Origin of the sequence: Limnohabitans sp., assembly GCF_044361985.1 — a bacterium.
In the GTDB taxonomy this organism is placed as follows: Bacteria; Pseudomonadota; Gammaproteobacteria; order Burkholderiales; family Burkholderiaceae_C; genus Limnohabitans_A.
The window spans coordinates 41,095-62,828 of sequence record NZ_JBIKHV010000009.1 but is presented as its reverse complement, the minus strand read 5'-3'; the positions used below and the strand labels follow the sequence as shown (position 1 = coordinate 62,828).

The window sequence follows — 21,734 nt, the reverse complement described above, 5'->3', positions numbered from 1 at the left end:
AAGGCTTTATGTATTCCCTTTGGTGCCGTATTTATCGCTGTGATGTGGCACTGCGGACACAGATTGAAGCGCTAGCCCTTTGCGCTGTTTATTCACCTTCTCGCTACCCATGTGGCAGGGCAGCCGTTTGCGTTGCTTGTAGGGCTGATTTACTGCTGGGCTGTGCGCTGTGCCCAAGTGTGGAGACAGCGCTAGCTAGCGCTGTGCCCACAGATAGTGCTGCAAGAATTTCAGCTGTAGGGTGAAAAATCTGCAGCGCAGTTTTTAAAGGGTGTGGAGAACCTAACCACTGGTGATTTGCTCTAACACCCCATTGCTTGCCATCAATGTTCTAAATGGAACAGATGGAAAATCACCACCCATTCAAATCAGCGTTGGTAGCCAGCAGGGTAGGGCTGTTCTTGCCCGTGTCCTTGCGGCAGGGTTTGGCAGTGAGCTGCCATTGCTGCTGCTCATCGTAGTCATTGACTACCAGTAGCCCCAGTTCGTTGTCCCGCATGTTGAACAGGCTAAAGCCATAGACGGGTGTCTTCTGTTTGGTGGCAGGGTTGTATTGCACTACCCAACTGAACAAGACATCTTGCGTCTTCACCTGACCAATTTCACGCAGCACTTCCATCTGCTCCTCAGTGCGTGCCAGGTGTTCAAACTTTTCAAACGGGTAGTAGTCCAGCAGGTATTTTTCATTCATGCTCAACACATCTGCAGATGCGTTAAATACTGCTGAGTGATAGGCACCTTTGCCGTAGGTGCTGCCAAATTTCTTGTTCTCATACAAGCGCACTGCGATTTCTTTTGCTTCCATATTCTTCTCCTTTGTTTCTGGTTGCGTTGAGTGGCGCGGTGTCACAGAGAGCCATAAAAGGCGTTGCTCGTTGCTGGTTGCGTGTGTGGCGTTGTCTCATTGAGTTTCATGTGTTGCGCTGTTGCTGTCAGAGCTACTCATTTGTTTCCAATGAGCAACTGCGCCACTTGCAACACAGCAACTTTTATCTTCTTGTTACTCATTGCAACTCACTTCGCCACTCGCATTTATTTATCTTTTGCTAAAGAAACCCCGCAGAAACTGGCTGGATGTTTGGTGGTTTTTGAAGGTTTTGGACAAATTAGTTTGGACTGCCCAATGTCCCGCCAAACAGGCTGGATACCAATGCTGGGTGGTTGTCCAAGCCAGTCGTCTGAAAATAAAGTTAGTTCATTGCTACACACAAAGGAACAATGCAATGACAGCACTGACAGGTTTGAAATTGACGGCAGCACAGAAGCCCACTCAGATGTCGCCAATCCAACAACGCCGCAACAAGTTGGCAAAACGCTTGTGGGAGCAGGCAGAGTTGGCACGGGCACAGCAAGCGGGCACGACATTCGCACCCAAACGCTTTCGCTCTGTCGTTCAAAACGACACTGGACAACGCATCCAAGTTGAGCAAGCCAAACGCATCAAGCAATGGTGGTTTGTTGCTGACAACGGCAAGTTGGTTTTGAGCGTGAGATACGGCACCAAGTTGTTGGAACTGGCAAAGGGCAAGTGGGCAGTGGAGGTGGGTGGTGAAAAGGATTTGGTTCCTACGCTGGAACTGCTGAAGGGTGCTGTGCTGGCTGGTGAGTTGGACTCGCAGATTGAAGCTGCAGCCAACAAACTGCGGGACGGGTTTGGCGGGTAAGCGTTGGGGGTGGGGGTAAATACTTGATGCGTATTTACGAATTAGTCATCAAGACCATCAAACCCAAACCGCCAATGACGCTGCCGCAGGCACGCATACACGGCCTGAAGCAGGGTGTTGAACGCGGCAGGCAGCAACTGAAACAAGAGCAAGAACGCCAACGACAGCAGCGTGAAAACCTACGTAAGCAGAAGCAACTTCAACAACGCTTCTAACGCTGCGTGATGCCCTGCTTGGCAGCGTGTAGTGCCGCTGAAATATTGCAAAAAGACGCGTAAAGGCGGGTATTTGGCAATGAAATGTAGCTATTTGAAAAATGATGGGAACACGGATGACAGGCATAGCAAAATTACTTTTCCCACGATCACACGCACTCGTGCCACTGATTACGCTGCGCACACTTTACGAAAAGGCTAATAAAAAAAAACGCGCAGATTATGTACACCGTGCTCGATGGGTGTTGCAAAGTGTTGATGCGCTAGAGCCTAGCGTGGTAGGGCCACGTTTGCAAATCCGTCTAGCCCAGTTCGACTCTGGGTCGCGCCTCCAAAGATTTCTCGATGAAATCAACAACTTAGCCCACTTTTGGTGGGCTTTTTTGTGTCTGCATTTCCCTCAAAATCCCCCCAAATCCCTGCCTTGGCTACGCAAATCCGTAGCCATGCCTCTGGCTAACGAACAGGGTTATCTGACAAGTTGAGTTGGGCGATCACTGGAGAGGCTTGACTATCCATCACCAAGCTCTGCCATGTGGGCTTCATGGGTGTTCTTGACCCATCAGCACTTTGGCTGCAGACCCTTGAAGGTCTCCCACACGACAGCCTGAGTGGTCTGATAAAGGGTTTTCACCATCCCGACAAAACAATTGGCCCCCTAAAGTGAAACGCCAAGGAGCCCCACCATGTCACCACGTCACACTGCCTCATCAACTCTTCGCCGAAGCCTGAGCCTCATGTTGTTAGCCTGTGGCGCGTTCAGCGGCGCAGTAGCCATGGCCCAAGCTTTCCCAACCAAGCCCTTGCGTTTGGTGGTCACTTTTCCATCAGGCGGTGCGCCGGACATCCTGGCCCGCCTCTTCAGTGAAAAGGCCCAACTGGGCTTTCCCGTTGTGGTGGACAACAAGCCCGGTGCAGGCGGCAACATCGGGGCTGACAACGTGGCCAAATCAGTGAGTGACGGCCACACCATCGTGATGGGCACCGTCGGTACACACTCGATCAATGGGGCGCTCTACGAAAAAATGCCCTACGACATGGTGAAGGATTTCAGCCCCATCTCCTTGATCGCATCGGCACCCAACTTGTTGGTGGTCAACAACGCTTTGCCTGTCAAAAGCGTGCCTGAATTGATCAGTTACATGAAGGCCAACCCGAACAAGTTGTCGTTCGGCTCACCGGGCATCGGCACCTCGGTGCACGTGTCTGGTGAATTGTTCAAATCGCTCACGGGGACCAGCATGACGCATGTGCCCTACAAAGGACGCCAGTACGCCATTCCAGACCTGATGGGGGGCAGCATTCAGCTCATGTTTGACAACATGCCCTCGGCTTTGCCCATGGCCAAGGAGGGCAAAATTCGGGCCTTGGCACAGACCACCGCCACACGTTCGCCTGCAGCCCCGGATGTGCCGACCGTCGCCGAGTCGGTGCCGGGTTTTGAAGCCACCACCTGGTTTGCCATGTTTGCCCCGGCCAATGTGCCCCGGCCCATCATCGACAAACTCAACGCCGAAGTCGTGCGGGTGTTCAAGTTGCCCGAAGTCCAGGAGCGCCTGAAAACTTTGGGCCTGGACCCGGTGCTGTCCAGCCCCGATGAACTCGCCCGCTACCAGGCCACTGAAATCAGCAAGTGGGCCAAGGTCGTCAAGGATTCTGGCGCGAAGGCCCAATGAATTCGGCCATCCACGAAACGCCTGGCCTCCGCAAGGGGGAGCATTCGTTGGTGTGGCGCAGTGCGTGTGCTTGGCAAAAGCGCGACGCTGCGTAGTTGGGCAATTTCAAAAATTCCAAGCTTTGGGGGGATCAGATTGGGGCAGCGTCCATAATCGAGCCTCCTTGGTGTTCACCTGCCCGCGCTGGGTGAATCTGGATCCCCTCGAAATAGCCACAAGATGACCCACGAATTGAATTCCGAAAATGTATTGAAAAAAACAGTGATGTGTGAGCCTTGCTCGGGCATTCAGCGCAACTGGCGCCGTGCGCCCGGCCATGCAGAGTTGGTGCAGGGGGCCAACCGCAAGGAACAGCGCGCATCTGGCCAGGTCAACATCACCCAGTACCGCTGTGACCGCTGTGGCACAGCCTGGGAATACGAAAACAACAAAGCAGACCAGCGTGCTGGATGGACGGTTGTAGGCCCATAAACAAGGGTGTCACGAGAACCAGGGGCTCTTGCGCCGACCCGGATGGATTCGAACCACAGGGCTCAGGCGGTGGCCTCGAGTTGTGAGCTCAGTTCAAGCCAGCGCTCTTCCAGCGCGGCCACTTCATCGGCCAAGGCTTTCAGGCGACGACCTGCATCGGCCATCTCTGACGGGAGCAAGCTGGTGGTGAGCCGCTGCTCCAGCTGACTCTTTTCCAGGCCGATGCTGGCCATGCGTTGCTCGTTTTGTTCCAGTTCACGTTTCAGGGGCCGTGTTTGTGCGGTCTGCTGTTGGCGCTTTTGGGCATCCAGCTTGCGCTGCTCGGCGTTGCTGAGCATGGGGTTATCGGCCAATACGGGTGCCGCTGGCGTGGCAACGGCCATGGCCACCGCTGGCACTGCGATCGCGCTGGCCAACTCGCGGGCTGAGTTCTTGGCCGCTTCGCGCAGTCGCTTGGATTCATCGAGCAAATAGCGCTGGTAATCATCGAGATCGCCGTCAAACGGATCCACTTTGCCACGCCCGACCATCCAGAATTCATCGCACACGGCACGCAACAAAGCGCGGTCGTGGCTGACCAGCATGACGGTGCCCTCAAACTCGTTGAGTGCCATCGACAAGGCTTCGCGTGTGGCCAGGTCCAAGTGGTTGGTGGGTTCGTCCAGCAGCAGCAGGTTGGGGCGCTGCCACACGATCATGGCCAGCACCAGGCGTGCTTTTTCGCCACCGCTCATGGTGCCCACGGTTTGCTTGACCATGTCGCCACTGAAGTTGAATGTGCCCAGGTAGTTGCGCAGGTCTTGCTCACGGCTGGGCTCGCCGCTGTTGGGACCGAGCTCTTTGGCCAGCCGGATCATGTGTTCCAGCGGGTTGTCTTGTGGGCGAAGCACGTCGAGTTCTTGCTGGGCAAAATAACCGATGTTCAGGCCTTTGCCCTCGGTGAGCGTGCCCGTCAAGAGCGGCATGGTGCGCGCAACGGTTTTCACCAGGGTCGATTTGCCTTGACCGTTGGCGCCCAAAATGCCGATGCGTTGCCCAGCCAATACCGACTTGCTGACGCCTTGCAAGATGGCTTTGGGTTCATCGTCCACGGTGTAGCCAAAACTGGCTTCGCTGATGGCCAACATGGGGTTGGGCAGGTTGTTGGGTTCCTTGAAACCGAAGGTGAACTCGGCATCGGCCAACAAGGGGGCCACTTTTTCCATGCGTTCCAGCGCCTTGACCCGGCTTTGTGCCTGCTTGGCTTTACTGGCTTGGGCCTTGAAGCGGTTGATGAACTTTTGCAGGTGGGCGATCTTGTCTTGCTGTTTGGAAAATGAAGCCTGTTGCAGCTCCATTTGTTGCGAGCGCAAGATCTCAAACGCACTGTAGTTACCGCCGTAACGCGTCAATTTGGCGTGGTCGATGTGCAGGGTGACGTCGGTCACGGCGTCCAAAAACTCACGGTCATGGCTGATCACGATCATGGTGCCTGCGTAGCGCTGCAGCCAGGCTTCCAGCCAAACCAGGGCGTCCAAGTCCAAGTGGTTGGTGGGCTCATCCAGCAGCAAGATATCTGAGGGGCACATCAAGGCGCGCGCCAGTTGCAAGCGCATTCGCCAGCCGCCCGAAAAACTGTTCACGGGGTTGTTCAGTTCGTCCACCCGAAACCCCAGTCCCAATATCAGGGCCTCGGCGCGTGGCAGGGCATCGTGGTCGCCTGCATCGGCAAGGTCGGTGTAGACGTGCGCCATTTCCATGCCGTCACCGCTGGCTTCCGCAGCCACCAGGCGTTGGCGAAGTTCTGCAAGGCGTGTGTCGCCTTCCAGAACAAATTCTGCTGCCGCCTGGTCGGTTTCGGGCATGTTTTGTGCCACTTGCCCCATCCTCCAGTGGCGGGGCATGTCAAAGTCGCCACCATCTTCGTTCAAGCTGCCGTTGAACAGGGCAAACAAGGTGGACTTGCCCGCACCGTTGCGCCCGACCAGCCCGACCTTTTCTCCGGGATTGAGGGTGACCGAGGCTTGGTCAAGCAGCACTTTGGCGCCGCGGCGAAGGGTGACGTTTTTCAGGTTGATCATGGGAAATGCGTTAGGGAGCGGTCTGTGACCGCGATGAAAATGCTGTTGAACTGTTTGTGGTCAGAGACCACTGCTACAGCGAAAAAAGTGCTTCGCGGGTGATCAGCAAAACCTGGTCATCGCCAGCGCTGGTTTCCAGCCAGACCACTTCCAAGTTGGGAAAGGCGGCTTCAAAGTGTTCGCATTCATGGCCGATTTCAAGGACCAGTACCGCATTTTCGCTCATGCGTGCAGGTGCATCGCGCAGCAATTGTCGGACAAAGTCCATGCCATCTGTGCCGCCAGCCAAAGCCAGTTCGGGCTCGGCGCGGTATTCGGCGGGCAAGACGTCCATGCTGGCCTGACAGACATAGGGCGGGTTGCACAGTATCAGATCAAACGGGCCGGGCAGACTGGCCAAGCCATCGCTGTGCACCAATTTCACACGATCTTGCACACCATGGCGTTCGTTGTTGATGGCGGCCACGGCCAGTGCATCGTCAGAAATATCGGCCCCGGTGACCCTCACCTCGGGCCAGGCCAGCGCCGCCAGCACGGCCAAGCTGCCATTGCCGGTGCAAAGATCCAGCACGTGTCGGGTGTGCTCGCTCAGCCAAGCGTCGATGGTGCCGTCGGCCAGTACCTCGGCAATCAGGCTGCGTGGCACGATGGCCCGCTCGTCGACGTAAAAAGACACGCCTTGCAACCAGGCTTCGCGCGTCAGGTAGGCGGCGGGTTTGCGGGTGGCAATGCGCTCTTCGATCAAGGCCTTGCAGGCTTCAAGCTGTTCGGGCGTGATGGGTGGGTGACTCAGGGTGTCGAGCTCGGTGTCGAGTGGCAGACCCAGCCGCCAGAGCACCAGCCAGGCGGCTTCGTCAAAGGCGTTGAGGGTGCCGTGACCAAAGGCCACGCCTGCATCTTGCAGGCGTTTGGCCAAGGGTTCGATCAATGCGGACAGGGTCATTGCGCTCATTCAGACAGCCCTGCGTTGAGCTTTTCCAAAGTGCGGCGGTAGATATTTTTCAGTGGCGCCATGTCGGCCAATGCCACATGCTCGTTGATCTTGTGAATGGTGGCGTTGGGCGGACCACACTCGACCACCTGGGGGCAAATCTGCGCGATGAAACGGCCGTCACTGGTGCCGCCAGTCGTTGAAAGTTCGGTGGTCAGGCCGGTTTCGTCATGGATGGCCAGCTGAACAGCGGCCACCAGGGTGCCCGGCGTGGTCAAAAACGGCAGGCCGCCGAGGGTCCAACTCAGCGCGTACTTCAGGCCGTGTTGGTCCAACACGGCGTGCAGGCGCTGCTGCAGGCTTTCGGGGGTCGACTCGGTGCAAAAGCGGAAATTGAAATCCACCACGCAGTCGCCGGGGATGACGTTGCTGGCGCCCGTGCCCGCATGGATGTTGCTCACCTGCCAGCTGGTGGGTTGAAAAAAGGCATTGCCCTCGTCCCAACGCGTCGACACCAGCTCGGCCAGCGCCGGGGCCAGGCGGTGGATCGGGTTGTCGGCCAGGTGCGGGTAGGCGATGTGGCCCTGCACGCCCTTGACGGTGAGCTTGCCGCTGAGTGTGCCGCGGCGTCCGTTTTTGATCATGTCACCGGTTTGCTGCACCGAGGTGGGCTCGCCCACAATGCAAAACTGTGGCGCTTCGCCTCGGCTGACCAGTTGTTTGCAGACCACCACCGTGCCATCCAGGGCAGGGCCTTCTTCATCGCTGGTCAGTAAAAAAGCGATGCCCAAGTCAGGGTCGGGTGTGGTGGCGAGAAATTCCTGTACGGCCACCAGCATGGCTGCCAGCGATGTTTTCATGTCGCTCGCGCCTCGCCCAAACAACTTGCCGTCTTTGTGGGTGGGGGTGAAGGGGTCGCTGTCCCATTGCGTGAGTGGACCGGTGGGCACCACATCGGTGTGTCCTGCAAAAGCCAGCGTTTGGCCGGACCGTCCCGCACGTTTGGCCCACAGGTTACGCACACGGAAGCTGTCGGGTCCGGAGTCCATGAATTCGCAAACAAAGCCCAGGGGCTTGAGTGCATCGACGATCAGGTCCATGCACCCCGAGTCATCGGGCGTGATGGATGGCTTGGCGATCAATTGTTCGGCCAGGCGCAGGGTGTTGTGACAAGTGCTCATGCTGGGACTTTGCTGGGGTGTGCACGCACAAAGCGAGCGATGCGGTGGGCGGCTTCCAGGCATTCGGAGGTGTCGGCCACCAGCGCCATGCGGATGCGTCCTTGTCCAGGATTTTTGCCATTGAATTCACGTGCCAGGTAGCTGCCGGGCAGCACCGTCACGCTTTCGGCCTGAAACAGGGCTTGGGCAAAAGCGGCGTCATCAGCTTGCCAAGCTTCAGGCACTCCCGCCCAAAGATAAAAGCTGGCATCCGGCAACTTCACATCCAGCACTTCGGCCAACACGGGCGTGACCTGGGCGAACTTGGTTCGGTACAAGTTGCGGTTGTCGACCACGTGGCCTTCGTCGCCCCAGGCGGCGATGCTGGCGGCCTGAACCACCGGGCTCATGGCGCTGCCGTGGTAGGTGCGGTAGAGCAAAAAGGCTTTGATGATGGCCGCATCGCCCGCCACAAATCCACTGCGCAGCCCGGGCACATTGCTGCGCTTGCTCAGGCTGGTGAAGGTGATCAGGCGTTTGAAGTCGGTCCGGCCCAGTTGCTGAGCCGCCTCCAGGCCGCCCAAGGGCGCTTCTTCGCGGAAATAAATTTCGCTGTAGCACTCGTCCGAGGCGATCACAAAACCGTACTGGTCTGACAGGGCAAATAGTCTTTGCCATTCAGGCAAGGGCATCACCGCGCCGGTGGGGTTGCCTGGGGAGCAGACAAACAGCAGTTGTGTGCGGGCCCAAACCTCGGCAGGCACGCTGTCCCAGTCGATGGCAAAGTTGCGCGCCGGGTCGCTGGGCACGTAATAAGGGGTGGCCCCAGAGAGCAAGGCAGCACCTTCGTAAATTTGATAGAAAGGATTGGGGCTGACCACGGTGGCGCCCACGCGGCTTGGGTCAATCACGGTTTGTGTCAGTGCAAACAAGGCTTCACGGGAGCCGTTGACCGGCAGGATCTGTGTGGCCGCATCCAGTGTGAGTTTGTAGCGGCTTTCAAGCCAAGCAGCACAGGCCTGGCGCAGGGCCGGTTCGCCCGCTGTGGCGGGGTAAGCCGACAGGCCGGTGGCGACAGACGCCTTGAGCGCTTCCTGAATGAACACTGGGGTGGCGTGTTTGGGCTCACCGATGCCCAGACTGATGGGCTTCAAGGCTGGGTTGGGTGTGACGGATGAAAACAGTTGTTTCAGCCGTTCAAAGGGATAGGGCTGAAGCTTGGCTAGAAGGGGATTCATCCCTCGATTATCCGGGATCATCCGGGCTGGCCTGCTGGGTTAATATTGAAGACTGTTGGATCAGCCTGCATTCGGGCTTTTTGCACTGGGTGGCGATGCGCAGGTGTCGTCATTTCGTATTCTTTTTTAGATTGTCCTGGCCGCCGTGCGTCTCAATTCCATCAAGCTTTCAGGCTTCAAATCGTTCGCCGAACCGACCAACTTCTTGCTGCCCGGGCAATTGGTGGGCGTGGTCGGTCCCAATGGTTGTGGCAAATCCAACATCATGGACGCGGTGCGTTGGGTGTTGGGCGAGTCCAAAGCCTCCGAGTTGCGTGGCGAATCCATGCAGGACGTCATCTTCAACGGCACCAACACCCGCAAGCCTGCCAGTCGGGCCAGTGTGGAGTTGGTGTTTGACAACGCCGATCACCGCGCCGGTGGGCAGTGGGGCCAGTTTGCCGAAATTGCGGTCAAGCGGGTGCTGACACGCGATGGCAACAGCAGTTACTACATCAACAACCAGCCTGTGCGTCGCCGTGACGTGCAGGATGTGTTTCTCGGTACGGGTCTGGGACCGCGCGCCTACGCCATCATCGGCCAGGGCACCATCAGCCGCATCATCGAGTCGCGCCCCGAAGAGCTGCGCCTGTTTCTCGAAGAAGCCGCGGGTGTCTCCAAATACAAAGAGCGCCGCCGTGAGACCGAAAACCGATTGTCCGACACGCGCGAGAACCTGACCCGGGTCGACGATATCCTGCGCGAGCTGAACGCCAACCTGGAAAAACTCGAAAAGCAGGCTGAGGTGGCTTTGCGCTACAACAACTTGCAAGCCGACAGCACGCTCAAGCAGCATCAGTTGTGGTTTTTAAAACGTCGCGATGCAGAGGCTGACCAGGGTCGGATGAAGTCCGATGTGGATAAAGCGGTGAACGACCTGGAGTCGCGCATGGCCGATCTGCGCCATGTCGAAGCAGACCTCGAGGCCATCCGTCAGGCGCATTACGCGGCGGGCGATCAGGTCAACCAGGCGCAGGGTGCTTTGTACGAAGTCAGTGCCGAATTGGGACGTCTTGAGGCCGAAATCCGCTTTGTGGTTGAAGGCCGCCAGCGTGCCGAACAGCGTTTGCAGCAGTTGGTGGTGCAAACGGCTGAATGGGGCACCCGCAGCCAGGGAGCACAAGCCGAGCTGGAAACCCTGTCTGAGCAAGCGGCATTGGCCGAAGACCAGAGCATGACGCTGGCCGCCCAGGTCGAAGACCAGGCCACGGTCTTGCCCGATCTGGAGGAAGCCCTGCGCAAGGCCCAAAACGATGCCAATGCCCAGCGTGCCAGTGTGGTCCAGGTGCAGCAGCAAATTGGTGTGCTGGCCGCAGACCAACGCAACATTGAAGAGCAATCACGCCAACTCGATCAGCGCCGCGAGCGCCTGCTGATCGATCGCAACGCACTGGCCGCGCCCGACGAAGCCCGCCTGCATTCCCTGCAAGAGCAATTGGCTGCGGCCGAAGCCCAGTCGGCCGAGTCCGAGGCCCGTTTGCACGATTTGCAAGAACAGGTGCCTGCTCTGGACGAAGACCGCCGCACGCGCCAAAAGGCCGTCAACGAAGAGTCTGCGCGTCTGGCTGATTTGAGCGCCCGCATCGAAGCACTCAGGGCCTTGCAAGAAAAAGTTCGCACAGACGGCAAGCTCAAACCCTGGCTGGTGAAACACGGCATGGATGGGCTGGAGGGCTTGTGGAGCCGCATTCACATCGAGTCGGGCTGGGAAAATGCCCTTGAGTCGGCCTTGCGCGAGCGTCTTTCAGCACTGGAGGTTTCGCGCCTGGACATGGTGCGTGCTTTTGCAAACGATGCACCACCCGCCAAACTGACATTTTTCAGCCCGCCCTTGAGGTCTTTGGCTGTCAGCGATCCAGCGCGAGGCTTGCCCGGCAGCTGCCGGCCTTTGGCCGATTACCTGCGCATTTCCGATGCCGGGTTGCTGGCATTGCTGACCGATTGGCTGCAGGGGTGCTTCACAGCTCCCAGCATGGAAGACGCGCTGACCTGGCGCAGCCAGCTCAAGCCTGGTGAAACGCTGTTGGTGCAAGCAGGCCATGCCGTGGAACTGAACAGCGTGGTTTTTTACGCCCAGGATTCGGAACAAGCGGGCTTGCTGGCACGCGCGCAGGACATTGAAAACCTCGACAAGCAGCAGCGCGCCCAAACCCTGATATCGGAAGAAAGCCGAAGCGCCTTGATTCGGGCCGAAGCGGCTTATGCCGACGCTTCGCAGCGCCTGATCAGCGTGCGACGCGAAGCCAGCGAAAGCCAGTCGCGTGCGCACGAGGTGCAAGTTGAAACCCTGCGTTTGTCACAGCTGGTCGCGCAAACCCGTGCCCGCAGCGAACAGATCAGCAACGATCTGGCCGAGCTTGAGGCTTTGCTGGACGAGTTGCAAGAACGCCGGGTCACCGCAGAAGCCCGCTTTGAAGAGTTGGACATGCAACTGGCCGACACCCAGGAGCGCCACGTACAACTGGATGAGCGCGTTATTCAGGCCGAGCGCAAGCTGGCTGAATGCCGGGAACAACAACGCAGCCTGGAGCGACGCGCTCAGGAAGCCCAGTTCTCGCAGCGCAGCCTGGATGCCCGACGTGCCGAGCTGAACCGGACCATCGAGACGGCACACCAGCAAGTCAGCAGCATTCATGCCGAGATGCAGCGTGCGCGCGATGAGCTGAGCCGCCTGACGGATGCCGCAGCCCAAGCCGGTTTGCAAAACGTGCTCGCAGCCAAGATGGAACGCGAACAAGCATTGGCTGCCCGTCGCAGTGCCTACGATGACCTGACCGCCAAACTGCGCGCCAACGATGAAAGACGCGTCGGCTTTGAACGCGAATTGGAACCCTTGCGTCAGCGCATCACCGATTTGCAACTCAAGGAGCAAGCCGCGCGCCTCGGCCTGGAGCAGTACGCACAACTATTGGCCGATGCCCAAGCTGACCTTGACGCGGTGGCCCTGTCGATCGAGGCGGGCCAGGTGCGCGTGACGGGCCTGCAAACTGAAATCGACCGCATTCACCGCGAGATCGCGGCCCTGGGCCCGGTCAATCTGGCTGCGCTGGAGGAGTTGACCACCTCTCGCGAGCGCAAGACCTTCCTGGATGCCCAGTGCGCTGACTTGACCGATGCCATGAACACGCTGGAAGACGCCATCAGGAAGATCGATGCCGAGACCCGCGAACTGTTGGGTGGCACCTTCAAGATCGTCAACGAGCACTTCAGCCGCATGTTCCCCGAGTTGTTTGGCGGCGGCAACGCCCGCTTGGTCATGACCGGGGACGAAATACTGGACGCGGGTGTCCAGGTGCTGGCGCAGCCGCCGGGCAAGAAGAACCAAACCATTCATCTGCTGTCTGGTGGTGAAAAAGCCCTGACTGCGATCGCGCTGGTGTTTGCGATTTTTCAGCTCAATCCCGCACCGTTTTGCTTGCTTGACGAAGTGGATGCGCCGCTGGACGATGCCAACACCGAGCGCTACGCCAAGTTGGTCAAGAGCATGGGCAAAGAGACCCAATTCCTGTTCATCAGCCACAACAAGATCGCCATGGAAATGGCCGAGCAGTTGATCGGCGTGACCATGCAGGAGCAGGGCGTGTCACGCATTGTGGCTGTGGACATGGAATCCGCAGTGTCTATGGCCGACGAGGCCTGAGGTTCCTTTATGTTTGATTCAATGAGTTCGTTGCAGCTGAGTTTGGCCGCAGTCGGGGCCCTCACGCTGGGTGTTGTGGTGCTCTACAACTATTGGACATCCCAAAAGAATGTGCCGCGACAGGCTGACCCCCAAATCGAGCCAGTCGGGGCCGCGTCCGATGTACAGGATCCGCAGGCTGTGGAGCCGACAGAGCCTGTTTTGACCGATGACTTCGCCAGCTTGCCGCAACCTGAACGCAAACCCCAGTTGGATGCCTTGATCGATGTCATTGCCACCATCGAGGTGGATCACCCTGTGTCCGGTGATGCGGCTTTGGCCGCTTTGCCTGTGACGCGTCGGGTGGGCACCAAGCCATTTCATGTCGAAGGGTGCAGCGATCTGACCGGGCAATGGGAGGCCTTGGTGGCGGGACGTCGTTACTCGGCTTTCCAGGCCGGCGTTCAGTTGGCCAACCGTGTGGGGGCCCTGAACAACATCGAATTTTCTGAGTTTGTGGTGAAAACCCAGGCATTTGCGGATGCCGTGGGTGGCACGCCCAACTTCAGCGACATGCTGGAAGAAGTAGCACGCGCACGTGAACTCGACCAGTTCGCCAGTGCCCACGATGCCCAACTGAGTTTTACCTTGTGCGCCAGAGCTTCAGCCTGGAGCCCTGGCTATATTCAACAGCATGCGGCGCGTTTGGGTTTTGTGGCGGGCGTGATCCCCGGCCGAATGGTCTTGCCCTCAGCCGTAGCGGGTTTGCCTCCCATTTTGTCCCTGACTTTTGACACCCAGGCGGCCATGGCTGAAGACCCGGCTTTGTCGGCGATCCGAGAGTTTTCGCTCAGTCTGGATGTGCCGCAAATTGACCGTGAAGACAAGCCTTTTGAGCGCTTGCGCGAGGCGGCCCGCCTGCTAGCAGAGCACATGGACGGTGTGGTGACCGATGGCAATGGGCAGATCTTGGGCGAACAGGTGTTGGACCAAATTGCCAACGATCTGCAACAACTTTACGACGCTCTGGCTGCGCGTGAATTGTCGGCAGGAACGCCACAAGCACGCCGCCTTTTCTCCTGATCCAGACGCAAATCACATGTCCCACCCGGACTTGTTTGGCGACCTGCCACCGGGCGATTCCGCCAAATACAGCGCAGCGAACCCGTCGGTGTCGCCTGCCCAGAGATCGGCCCAGTTGAGGGGTTTGCTGCACCAGCATGCGCACGCTTACTACACCCTCGACGCCCCTGAAATTCCGGATGCTGAATACGACCGACTGTTTCGTGAGTTGCAGGCGCTGGAATCGGCCCACCCCGAACTGCTGACGCCCGACTCGCCGACCCAGCGTGTGGGGGGCAAGGTGCTGGACGCCTTTGCGGCAGTGCGACACCGCGTGCCCATGCTCAGCATTCGCACCGAAACAGACACTGAAGCCAGCGGCGCCGAGGCCTTTGACGCCCGCATCCGCAAGGAACTCGGTTTGACCGAGGCGGACCCGCCGGTTCAGTATGTGGCCGAGCTGAAGTTTGATGGGCTGGCCATGAGCCTTCGCTATGAAAACGGGGTGTTGGTGCAGGCCGCTACCCGGGGCGATGGTGAAACCGGTGAGGAGGTCACCGCCAACATCCGCACCATTGGGCAGATTCCTTTGCGACTGCCACCACAAGCCCCTGCCGTGCTGGAGGTACGAGGAGAGGTGTACATGCGCCGTGATGATTTTGAGGCGCTGAACGAACGCCAGCGTCAGCGCATTGCAGCCGGCGTCAAAGGTGAAAAAACTTTTGTCAACCCGCGCAACGCCGCTGCTGGCGCTGTGCGCCAACTCGACTCGGGCATTGCCGCAGAGCGCCCTTTGAGTTTTTTTGCTTATGGCCTGGGCGACATCACTCCGGCTGAAGAAGCCGGCCCGCACTGGACCACACACTTTGACATGCTGCAGCAACTCAAAGTTTGGGGCTTTCCGGTGGCCGAGCAAACGGCCTGCGTGCAAGGTGCAGCAGGTCTGGTGGCGTTTCACCAACGCATGGCCACTGCGCGCGATGCACTGCCGTATGACATCGATGGCGTGGTTTACAAGGTCAATGACCTGGCCTTGCAAGCCCGCTTGGGTTTTGTGACCCGCGAGCCGCGCTGGGCTGTGGCCCACAAATACCCAGCGCAAGAAGAAATGACCACGGTGCTGGCCATCGACGTGCAGGTGGGCCGCACCGGCAAACTCACGCCCGTGGCCAAACTGGCCCCTGTTTTTGTGGGCGGCGTGACGGTCACCAACGCCACGCTGCACAACGAATTGGAAGCTCGCCGCAAGGATGTGCGGGTGGGCGACACGGTCATCGTGCGACGTGCTGGCGACGTGATTCCTGAAGTGGTGTCAGTGGTGTTGAATCAGCGCCCAGCCCATGCAGCCCAGTTCACCATGATGACCCATTGCCCGGTGTGCGGCAGCTTGGCCGAACGCGAAGAAGGCGAAGCCGACCACCGTTGTACGGGAGGCTTGTTTTGCAGCGCGCAACGCAAGCAAGCGATCTGGCATTTTGCACACCGGCGTGCCATGGACATCGAAGGCCTGGGTGACAAACTGGTGGACCAATTGGTTGATTCGGAGCAGGTCAAAACGCTGGCAGACCTGTACCACCTGAAGCTGGGTAATTTGGCCAACATGGACCGCATGGCTGAAAAATCAGCGGTCAACCTGCTCGACGCGCTGGAAAGATCAAAGCAAACCACACTGGGCCGCTTTTTGTTCAGTCTGGGCATACGCCATGTGGGCGAGGCCACGGCCAAGGAACTGGCCCGCCATTTTGGCCAACTCGATGCCATCATGGTGGCCAGCGAAGAAGCCCTGCTGCAAGTGCCCGATGTCGGGCCTGTGGTGGCGCACAGCATCCGCACCTTTTTTGACCAGCAGCACCACCGCGAAGTGGTGCAAGCCCTGCGTGAATCTGGAATTACATGGCCCGAAGGTGAGGCATTGGCTCCGACTGAAATGCCGCTTTCGGGCATCACCGTGGTGCTGACGGGCACGCTGCAAAGCATGGGCCGTGATGAAGCCAAAGAAAAACTCGAAGCCCTAGGGGCCAAAGTGGCTGGCTCGGTCAGCAAGAAGACCCACTATGTGGTCGCCGGTGCCGAGGCGGGCAGCAAGCTCGACAAGGCCAATGAGTTGGGAGTGCCGGTGTTGGACGATGCAGGACTGGCCAAACTTTTGATGGGAGAAAAACCTTGACCATTCGTGACATCCTCAAAATGGGCGATGCCCGCCTGTTGCTTGTGGCCAAGCCTGTGCAAGCCTTCGACACACCCGTGCTGCACGCCCTGATTGCCGATCTGCGCGAGACCATGGCGGCCGTCAATGGTGCTGGCTTGGCTGCGCCGCAAATTGGTGTCGATTTGCAGGTGGTCATTTTTGGCAGTGCAGCGGTGAATCCGCGCTATCCCGATCGGCCGCTGGTGCCTCGAACCGTGCTCATCAACCCTGTGATCACGCCTTTGGGCGTCAACGAAGAGGAGGACTGGGAAGGCTGTCTGTCGGTACCCGGTTTGCGTGGTGTCGTACCACGCTGGTCGCACATTCGTTACACCGGCGTTGACGAGTGGGGCCACGCCATCGATCGCACGGTCGAAGGTTTTCATGCCCGTGTGGTGCAACACGAATGTGACCACCTGATCGGCAAACTCTACCCGATGCGTGTGCGTGATTTCACACGCTTTGGTTTCACCGACGTGTTGTTTCCTGAGATCAGTGCGGCCGAAGACGACTGACCAAGCTGAGCCATCGCCAAAGCATTCAAGCGGGGAGCGGGCATTGCGTTGTAAAAGTCAACGCGGCCCTTGTCCTTAAAGCCCCTTCAACTTCTCCAGCGCGGCCTGCAGCGTTTCATCTTTTTTGGCAAAGCAAAAACGGATGACCTTTTGGTCAAAGCCGTTGCCGTAAAAGGCCGACAGTGGGATGGCGGCTACGCCAATGTCGGTGGTGAGCCATTTGCAGAAGTCGGCATCGCTCAGGTTTTTCTCCGGCACTTTCAGACCTGAAATGTCCACGCACTGAAAGTAAGTGCCCTCGCCGGGCAGCAATTTGAATTGGGTTTGTGCCAGACCATTTCGGAACAAATCACGCTTGCGTTGGTAAAAAGCAGGCAGTTCCAAGTAATGCGCAGGCTCTGCCATGTAGCGGGCCAGGGCATGTTGCATGGGGGTATTCACGGTGAATACATTGAACTGGTGCACTTTGCGGAACTCGGCTGTGTACGCGGCTGGGGCGGCGACGGTGCCGACTTTCCAGCCCGTCACGTGGTAAGTCTTGCCAAAGCTGGACACGATGAAGGCGCGGGCGGCCAGGCCGTCAAAGTGTGCCGCGCTCCAATGCTGGTTGGGTGCATAGACCATGTGCTCGTAGACTTCGTCGCTGATGAGCACGATGTCGGTCGGGGCCAAAATGTCCTGCAAAGTCAGCATGTCTTGCTTGGACCAAATCATGCCGCTTGGGTTGTGGGGTGAGTTGATCAGGATGGCCCGTGTTTTGGGCGAAATAGCAGAACGGATTTTGTCAAAGTCAGGCCGAAAAGTGCCCGGTGTCAGGGGTACGCGCACCAAGACACCACCCGCCAGTTCAATGTTGGGGACATAGCTGTCATAGCAGGGCTCAAGCACGATCACTTCGTCACCCGGGTGAACAATCGCCAGCACGATGGTGAGAATGGCCTGGGTGGCACCGGCGGTCACAGTGATTTCGCTGGCCGGATCGTAGCGGCGGCCATAGAGCGCTTCGATTTTGCGCGACACGGCTTCGCGCAAAGGGGCCACGCCGGTCATGGGCGGGTATTGGTTCAGGCCTTCTCGCATGGCGTCGTTCACCAGGTCCAATAGCTTGGGATCGCACGGAAAATCAGGGAAGCCCTGGCCGAGGTTGACCGCATTCTTTTCAGTGGCCAGGGCCGACATGACCGTGAAAATGGTGGTGCCCATGTGGGGCGCTTTGGAAACGAGGGTGGGGCTGCGAGCGTTCATGGTGAGATAGGGGAAGTTGAAACAGCAAAAAACGTGGGGCACTCAAAGTTCGTAATCGTTCACGTGCCCGTTCATGGCTTTGGTGATCAGCGGCGCGGTCAGGCGGTCGCTGAGCAATTCGGCAAAGTGGTAAACAAACTGGCGCAAATAAGCACCACGTTTGAACGCGACACGCGCGACGTTCATGCCCAGCAGGGCACCCAGGGGTCGGACCGCCAAGTCTTTCACCGGATCGTCTTTGACCGCCATTTCGGCCACGATACCAATGCCCAGACCCAGGCGGACATAAGTTTTGATCACGTCTGAATCGATGGCTTCCAAGGCGACCCGGGGGTGCAGCTTTTTGGCTGCAAACGCCTGGTCTATGCGGCCACGCCCTGTAAAGGACGGGTGGTAGGTGATGATGGGCTCTCTGGCAATGTCTTCCAGCGACAGATGGTCTTGGCGGGTCAAAGGGTGGTCAAGCGGCAAGACCAGCACATGTTGCCACTCGTAGCACGGCAGGGTTACCAATTCCTCGTAAGCTGAGAGTGACTCGGTGGCGATACCGATTTCGGCCGTGTCGTCCAGCAGCATTTTGGCCACTTGGTCTGGCGCACCTTGGTGCAGGCTGATGTTGACCTTGGGGTATTTTTCGCGCAGCTTGGCCACTGGAATGGGCAACACATAGCGCGCCTGGGTGTGGGTGGTGGCGATCGACAAGGTGCCGTTGTCTTGTGCGCTGTATTGGTCGCCAATTTTGCGCAGGTTGCTGACTTCACGCAGGATGATCTCAATGCTTTGCAGCACATGCTGGCCAGGTTCGGTGATGCGTTTCAGCCGTTTGCCGTGGCGAGCAAAGATTTCAATACCCAATTCTTCCTCCAGCTCAATGATGGCTTTGGACACGCCGGGCTGAGAGGTGTGCAAGGCCTTGGCTGTTTCAGTCAGATTCAGGTTTCGGCGTGCCGCCTCTTGGGCAAAGCGAAATTGGTGCAAGTTCATACATTTAATGGCATATCGATGGCCATCATTATGCTTTAACTGTCTATGAGGCGGATGGCAGATCGGCGGCGATTTCTGCCATGAGTTGAATCATGGCCGGGTGTTCGCCAATAGCGGGCAGCAACTCAAACTGGACTTGAGGGTAGGCCGCCATCAAATCGGTGACCAACTGCGGCAAGTCTTCACGGGCATGTCTGCCAACCCCGAGAAACATGGGCACGATCCGCACATGTGTTTTTCCTTGCTTCATCAAGTTTTCTACTGTCGAGGAAAGGTCTGGGGTGGTCAGTTCCAAAAAGGCACATTGCACCGCCATGCCAGGCCATCTTTGGGTCATTTGCTGGGCCACAGCGTCAATCGGCAGCCGCCAAAGCGGGTCGCGAGAGCCGTGGGCGAACAAGATCACACCTGTTTGAGCGGAAAAGTTTGTCTTCATTGTCGTAACACCATCCACCAAAAACCCAGCAGGGAAATTGCGCTGTAAATCAGTGCCGGTGCCGCAGCGGTCAGCCAGGGCTGCCAGTTTTGCAAAATGCCTGCAAAGCTGAAGACGTTGTTCAGCAGTGAAAAGCTGATGCCCGCCAAAACACCGGCAAAGACATGCCCGGCAATCTGGCCTGAGCGAAAGTGCAAGTAGGCGAACGGCAAGGCCATGACCAGCATCACCAGGCAACTCAAAGGGTAGAAAACCTTGCGCCAGAACTCAATTTCGTAACGCTGGGCATTTTGGTTGTTGCTGGACAAATGGCGTACGTACTTGAAAAGTTCCCAGGTTCGCATGTGGTCCGGACTGAGCACAGCGGCAGCCACCATGTCGCCACTGATCTCGGTGGGCCAAACCAAAGTGGCAAGCGTGACGGAGCGGTATTGGAGGGTTTTTTGACCGTCTATCGGAAGGATCGACTTTTGCTCAGCCTGCTGCAGTCGCCACGCATTCGGCTCGATTTGTGCCTTTGGCGCCGTGGTAATGGCCAGCAACTGTCCGTCCTCGTTGAATTCGTGAATCCTGACGTTTTGCATCTGGCTGATACCGTCAAAGCTGCGGACGTTCACAGCAAAGTGGCGGCTTTCCTGGCGTTCTTTGAGCCAGGCGCCCGTCTGTCCCACGGTCAGGTTGCCTTGAAACTGGGCTTTGATCAGGACGCCCTGTCGATCGGCCCAAGGCGCTGCGTAATCACCCATCAAAAAAGTCACGAGAACAAAAAAGACGCCCAGTTGAAGCAAGGTGCCCAAGGCTTTGAGCGGCTCCAGCCCACCAGTGCGCAAGATGGTGAATTCTGAGCTTTGCGCCAGCCGGGCCATGACAAAAATACAGCCAATCAGCACCGAGATGGGCAGCAACTCATACAGGTGAGTCGGTGTTTTGAGCGCCACAAACAACAAGGCGTGCTGAAGTTTGTAACCCTGGCTGGCCAGGCGAGCCAGGTTTTGCAGTTCATCAACGAGGTCAAAAAAGAGGAACAAGGCTAAAAAGCCAAAGGCCACAAAGGCCACGGCCCGGATGATTTCGCCATGCAATAAGCTGCGAACGGTTTTCATGCTGCGCCCTTGTTGGGTGCTGCTCTGGTGGGCATTAAAAAGCGCCAGGACGCGTTGAAATGCCTCGCTGCAATCCAGAGTACGGCCAGCACGAATACGCCACCATGCAAAGTGAGCATGAATGACGCAACGCTCCAGCGTCCCGTGCTGATCCAGCTTTGGCCCACGTTGACCATGTTGTAGTAAGCGATAAAAATAAACAAGGCCAGGCCCAGGTGGTAGCTTCGTCCGACCCGGGGGTTGACTGTCGAAACGGCCAATGCAATCAGCAACAAATTGATGCCCGCCAGACCCAGGCCCAAACGCCAAGAGAGCTCGGCCAGGTTTTCGCGGTTGGGGGTTTTGATCAGGTCCCAGGTGGGGGTGTGGCGGCTGGTGAATGCCAAGTCAGGCAGATTCACTTTGTCATCAATCAGCAGTTCGTAGTGTTCAAACTGGGTCAGGCGGGTTTCACCCGTTTCTCGGTTCGTCAGCCACTGCTGTCCTTTTTCGAGGATCAGGAATCGATCATTGCCAATGAGCTCGATGCGGCCTTGTTGCGCCGTGGTCACGCTTTCCATGTTGCCGTCCAGACTGGAGATGAAAACATGGCGGCCAAAACGGTTGTTCGGGGTGTCCTTGTCGATGAAAAACACACGTTGACCCCCGGAAGACTCCTGAAATTGACCGGGTGCAACCCGTTCAATGTCGTTGCGTTTTTCAAACCGGTGTTTGAGGTCCTGAATTTGCTGATTGCTCCAGGGCCATGCAAACAAGGCCAGCAAGGTCACAATCAACAACAGGGGCCAAGCAAAGCGGAAAAGGGGTTGGACAAAATGCCCTAAACCTTGTCCACTGGAAAACCAGATCACCATTTCGCTGTCGCTGTACATGCGGGAAAGTGTGGCCACCACCGTGATGAACAGACTCAAGGTCATGATGGTGGTGAGCTGGCTGAGCACACTGAAGCCCATGACCAGCAAAACCTCGGACGGGTTGACAGTGCCTCGGCTGGCCTGCCCCAAGGTCCGGATCAAAATAATGGTGATCACGATGGTGACCAGCACCACCAGCGTGGCCCCGAAATTCCGGGCAAGGTCTTTGCGTAAAGAAGAATGGAATAACATCGGCGGGAAGGAAAAACTGAAT

Annotated in this window: 18 protein-coding genes; 8 read left to right on the top strand and 10 right to left on the bottom strand. The window is 57.8% G+C overall.

Annotation, left to right across the window (positions count from 1 at the left end; translation table 11 throughout):
- Positions 1-352 precede the first annotated feature (352 nt).
- Positions 353-805 carry a hypothetical protein gene (locus ACIQ3A_RS03485; RefSeq protein WP_396430374.1) on the bottom strand — a complete coding sequence of 151 codons (453 nt, stop codon included), beginning with the start codon at positions 803-805 and terminating at the stop codon, positions 353-355.
- A 202-nt stretch (positions 806-1,007) separates the two neighbouring features.
- Here ACIQ3A_RS03485 and ACIQ3A_RS03480 point away from each other — a divergent pair, with 202 nt between their 5' ends.
- The 4 genes from ACIQ3A_RS03480 to ACIQ3A_RS03465 all read left to right on the top strand — a co-directional run bounded on the left by ACIQ3A_RS03480 (position 1,008) and on the right by ACIQ3A_RS03465 (position 4,026).
- A complete protein-coding gene (locus ACIQ3A_RS03480) occupies positions 1,008-1,664 on the top strand; it encodes a DUF6641 family protein (protein ID WP_396430373.1) in 657 nt (218 codons plus the stop codon).
- Positions 1,665-1,690: 26 nt separating this feature from the next.
- On the top strand, positions 1,691-1,879 hold the full coding sequence (locus ACIQ3A_RS03475; RefSeq protein WP_396430372.1) for a hypothetical protein: 189 nt from the start codon (positions 1,691-1,693) through the stop codon (positions 1,877-1,879).
- Between the two features lie 686 nt (positions 1,880-2,565).
- A complete protein-coding gene (locus ACIQ3A_RS03470; RefSeq protein ID WP_396430371.1) occupies positions 2,566-3,555 on the top strand; it encodes a Bug family tripartite tricarboxylate transporter substrate binding protein in 990 nt (329 codons plus the stop codon).
- Positions 3,556-3,774: 219 nt separating this feature from the next.
- Complete coding sequence (locus tag ACIQ3A_RS03465; RefSeq protein ID WP_396430370.1) at positions 3,775-4,026, top strand: hypothetical protein; 252 nt, start codon at positions 3,775-3,777, stop codon at positions 4,024-4,026.
- Positions 4,027-4,088: 62 nt separating this feature from the next.
- Here the strand turns inward: ACIQ3A_RS03465 and ACIQ3A_RS03460 are convergent, their stop codons facing one another.
- The 4 genes from ACIQ3A_RS03460 to dapC form a co-directional block, all read right to left on the bottom strand.
- Entirely contained in the window at positions 4,089-6,086 is a 1,998-nt protein-coding gene (locus tag ACIQ3A_RS03460; RefSeq protein ID WP_396430369.1) for an ABC-F family ATP-binding cassette domain-containing protein, read from the bottom strand.
- A gap of 73 nt (positions 6,087-6,159) precedes the next feature.
- On the bottom strand, positions 6,160-7,038 hold the full coding sequence (prmB, locus tag ACIQ3A_RS03455; protein ID WP_396430368.1) for a 50S ribosomal protein L3 N(5)-glutamine methyltransferase: 879 nt from the start codon (positions 7,036-7,038) through the stop codon (positions 6,160-6,162).
- Positions 7,035-8,198 carry a succinyl-diaminopimelate desuccinylase gene (gene dapE, locus ACIQ3A_RS03450; RefSeq protein ID WP_396430367.1) on the bottom strand — a complete coding sequence of 388 codons (1,164 nt, stop codon included), beginning with the start codon at positions 8,196-8,198 and terminating at the stop codon, positions 7,035-7,037. The genes prmB and dapE overlap by 4 nt, the downstream gene beginning before the upstream one ends.
- Positions 8,195-9,415, bottom strand: a complete 1,221-nt coding sequence (gene dapC / locus ACIQ3A_RS03445; protein WP_396430366.1) for a succinyldiaminopimelate transaminase — start codon at positions 9,413-9,415, stop codon at positions 8,195-8,197. The genes dapE and dapC overlap by 4 nt, the downstream gene beginning before the upstream one ends.
- Before the next feature lie 145 nt (positions 9,416-9,560).
- On the opposite strand from dapC, the gene smc reads away from it, so the two are divergent.
- From smc to def, 4 genes are read left to right on the top strand one after another with little or no spacing between them, the layout of a single operon-like run.
- The gene (smc, locus tag ACIQ3A_RS03440; protein WP_396430365.1) at positions 9,561-13,094 is read left to right on the top strand and encodes a chromosome segregation protein SMC; all 3,534 of its coding nucleotides are present in this window, start codon (positions 9,561-9,563) and stop codon (positions 13,092-13,094) included.
- A gap of 21 nt (positions 13,095-13,115) precedes the next feature.
- Positions 13,116-14,156 carry a cell division protein ZipA C-terminal FtsZ-binding domain-containing protein gene (locus ACIQ3A_RS03435; RefSeq protein WP_396430364.1) on the top strand — a complete coding sequence of 347 codons (1,041 nt, stop codon included), beginning with the start codon at positions 13,116-13,118 and terminating at the stop codon, positions 14,154-14,156.
- Positions 14,157-14,172: 16 nt separating this feature from the next.
- Complete coding sequence (ligA, locus tag ACIQ3A_RS03430) at positions 14,173-16,302, top strand: NAD-dependent DNA ligase LigA (RefSeq protein WP_396430363.1); 2,130 nt, start codon at positions 14,173-14,175, stop codon at positions 16,300-16,302.
- Positions 16,299-16,838, top strand: a complete 540-nt coding sequence (def, locus tag ACIQ3A_RS03425) for a peptide deformylase (protein WP_396430362.1) — start codon at positions 16,299-16,301, stop codon at positions 16,836-16,838. Before ligA ends, def begins: the two co-directional genes overlap by 4 nt.
- A 75-nt stretch (positions 16,839-16,913) precedes the next feature.
- Here the strand turns inward: def and ACIQ3A_RS03420 are convergent, their stop codons facing one another.
- From ACIQ3A_RS03420 to lptF, 5 genes are read right to left on the bottom strand one after another with little or no spacing between them, the layout of a single operon-like run.
- Complete coding sequence (locus ACIQ3A_RS03420; RefSeq protein WP_396430361.1) at positions 16,914-18,083, bottom strand: pyridoxal phosphate-dependent aminotransferase; 1,170 nt, start codon at positions 18,081-18,083, stop codon at positions 16,914-16,916.
- Positions 18,084-18,125: 42 nt separating this feature from the next.
- Positions 18,126-19,067 carry a CysB family HTH-type transcriptional regulator gene (locus ACIQ3A_RS03415; RefSeq protein WP_396430360.1) on the bottom strand — a complete coding sequence of 314 codons (942 nt, stop codon included), beginning with the start codon at positions 19,065-19,067 and terminating at the stop codon, positions 18,126-18,128.
- Between the two features lie 43 nt (positions 19,068-19,110).
- Positions 19,111-19,503: a sirohydrochlorin chelatase gene (locus tag ACIQ3A_RS03410; protein ID WP_396430359.1), complete on the bottom strand. Its 393-nt coding sequence runs from the start codon at positions 19,501-19,503 to the stop codon at positions 19,111-19,113.
- Complete coding sequence (gene lptG / locus ACIQ3A_RS03405; RefSeq protein ID WP_396430358.1) at positions 19,500-20,606, bottom strand: LPS export ABC transporter permease LptG; 1,107 nt, start codon at positions 20,604-20,606, stop codon at positions 19,500-19,502. The genes ACIQ3A_RS03410 and lptG overlap by 4 nt, the downstream gene beginning before the upstream one ends.
- Positions 20,603-21,712, bottom strand: a complete 1,110-nt coding sequence (gene lptF, locus ACIQ3A_RS03400) for an LPS export ABC transporter permease LptF (protein WP_396430357.1) — start codon at positions 21,710-21,712, stop codon at positions 20,603-20,605. Before lptF ends, lptG begins: the two co-directional genes overlap by 4 nt.
- Positions 21,713-21,734 lie beyond the last annotated feature (22 nt).

Coding starts and splice junctions, on each gene's coding strand:
- ACIQ3A_RS03485 (WP_396430374.1), bottom strand. CDS start 805: ATGGAAGCAAAAGAAATCGCAGTGCGCTTGTATGAGAACAAGAAATTT.
- ACIQ3A_RS03475 (WP_396430372.1), top strand. CDS start 1,691: ATGCGTATTTACGAATTAGTCATCAAGACCATCAAACCCAAACCGCCA.
- ACIQ3A_RS03470 (WP_396430371.1), top strand. CDS start 2,566: ATGTCACCACGTCACACTGCCTCATCAACTCTTCGCCGAAGCCTGAGC.
- ACIQ3A_RS03465 (WP_396430370.1), top strand. CDS start 3,775: ATGACCCACGAATTGAATTCCGAAAATGTATTGAAAAAAACAGTGATG.
- ACIQ3A_RS03460 (WP_396430369.1), bottom strand. CDS start 6,086: ATGATCAACCTGAAAAACGTCACCCTTCGCCGCGGCGCCAAAGTGCTG.
- prmB (WP_396430368.1), bottom strand. CDS start 7,038: ATGAGCGCAATGACCCTGTCCGCATTGATCGAACCCTTGGCCAAACGC.
- dapE (WP_396430367.1), bottom strand. CDS start 8,198: ATGAGCACTTGTCACAACACCCTGCGCCTGGCCGAACAATTGATCGCC.
- dapC (WP_396430366.1), bottom strand. CDS start 9,415: ATGAATCCCCTTCTAGCCAAGCTTCAGCCCTATCCCTTTGAACGGCTG.
- ACIQ3A_RS03435 (WP_396430364.1), top strand. CDS start 13,116: ATGAGTTCGTTGCAGCTGAGTTTGGCCGCAGTCGGGGCCCTCACGCTG.
- ligA (WP_396430363.1), top strand. CDS start 14,173: ATGTCCCACCCGGACTTGTTTGGCGACCTGCCACCGGGCGATTCCGCC.
- ACIQ3A_RS03420 (WP_396430361.1), bottom strand. CDS start 18,083: ATGAACGCTCGCAGCCCCACCCTCGTTTCCAAAGCGCCCCACATGGGC.
- ACIQ3A_RS03415 (WP_396430360.1), bottom strand. CDS start 19,067: ATGAACTTGCACCAATTTCGCTTTGCCCAAGAGGCGGCACGCCGAAAC.
- ACIQ3A_RS03410 (WP_396430359.1), bottom strand. CDS start 19,503: ATGAAGACAAACTTTTCCGCTCAAACAGGTGTGATCTTGTTCGCCCAC.
- lptG (WP_396430358.1), bottom strand. CDS start 20,606: ATGAAAACCGTTCGCAGCTTATTGCATGGCGAAATCATCCGGGCCGTG.
- lptF (WP_396430357.1), bottom strand. CDS start 21,712: ATGTTATTCCATTCTTCTTTACGCAAAGACCTTGCCCGGAATTTCGGG.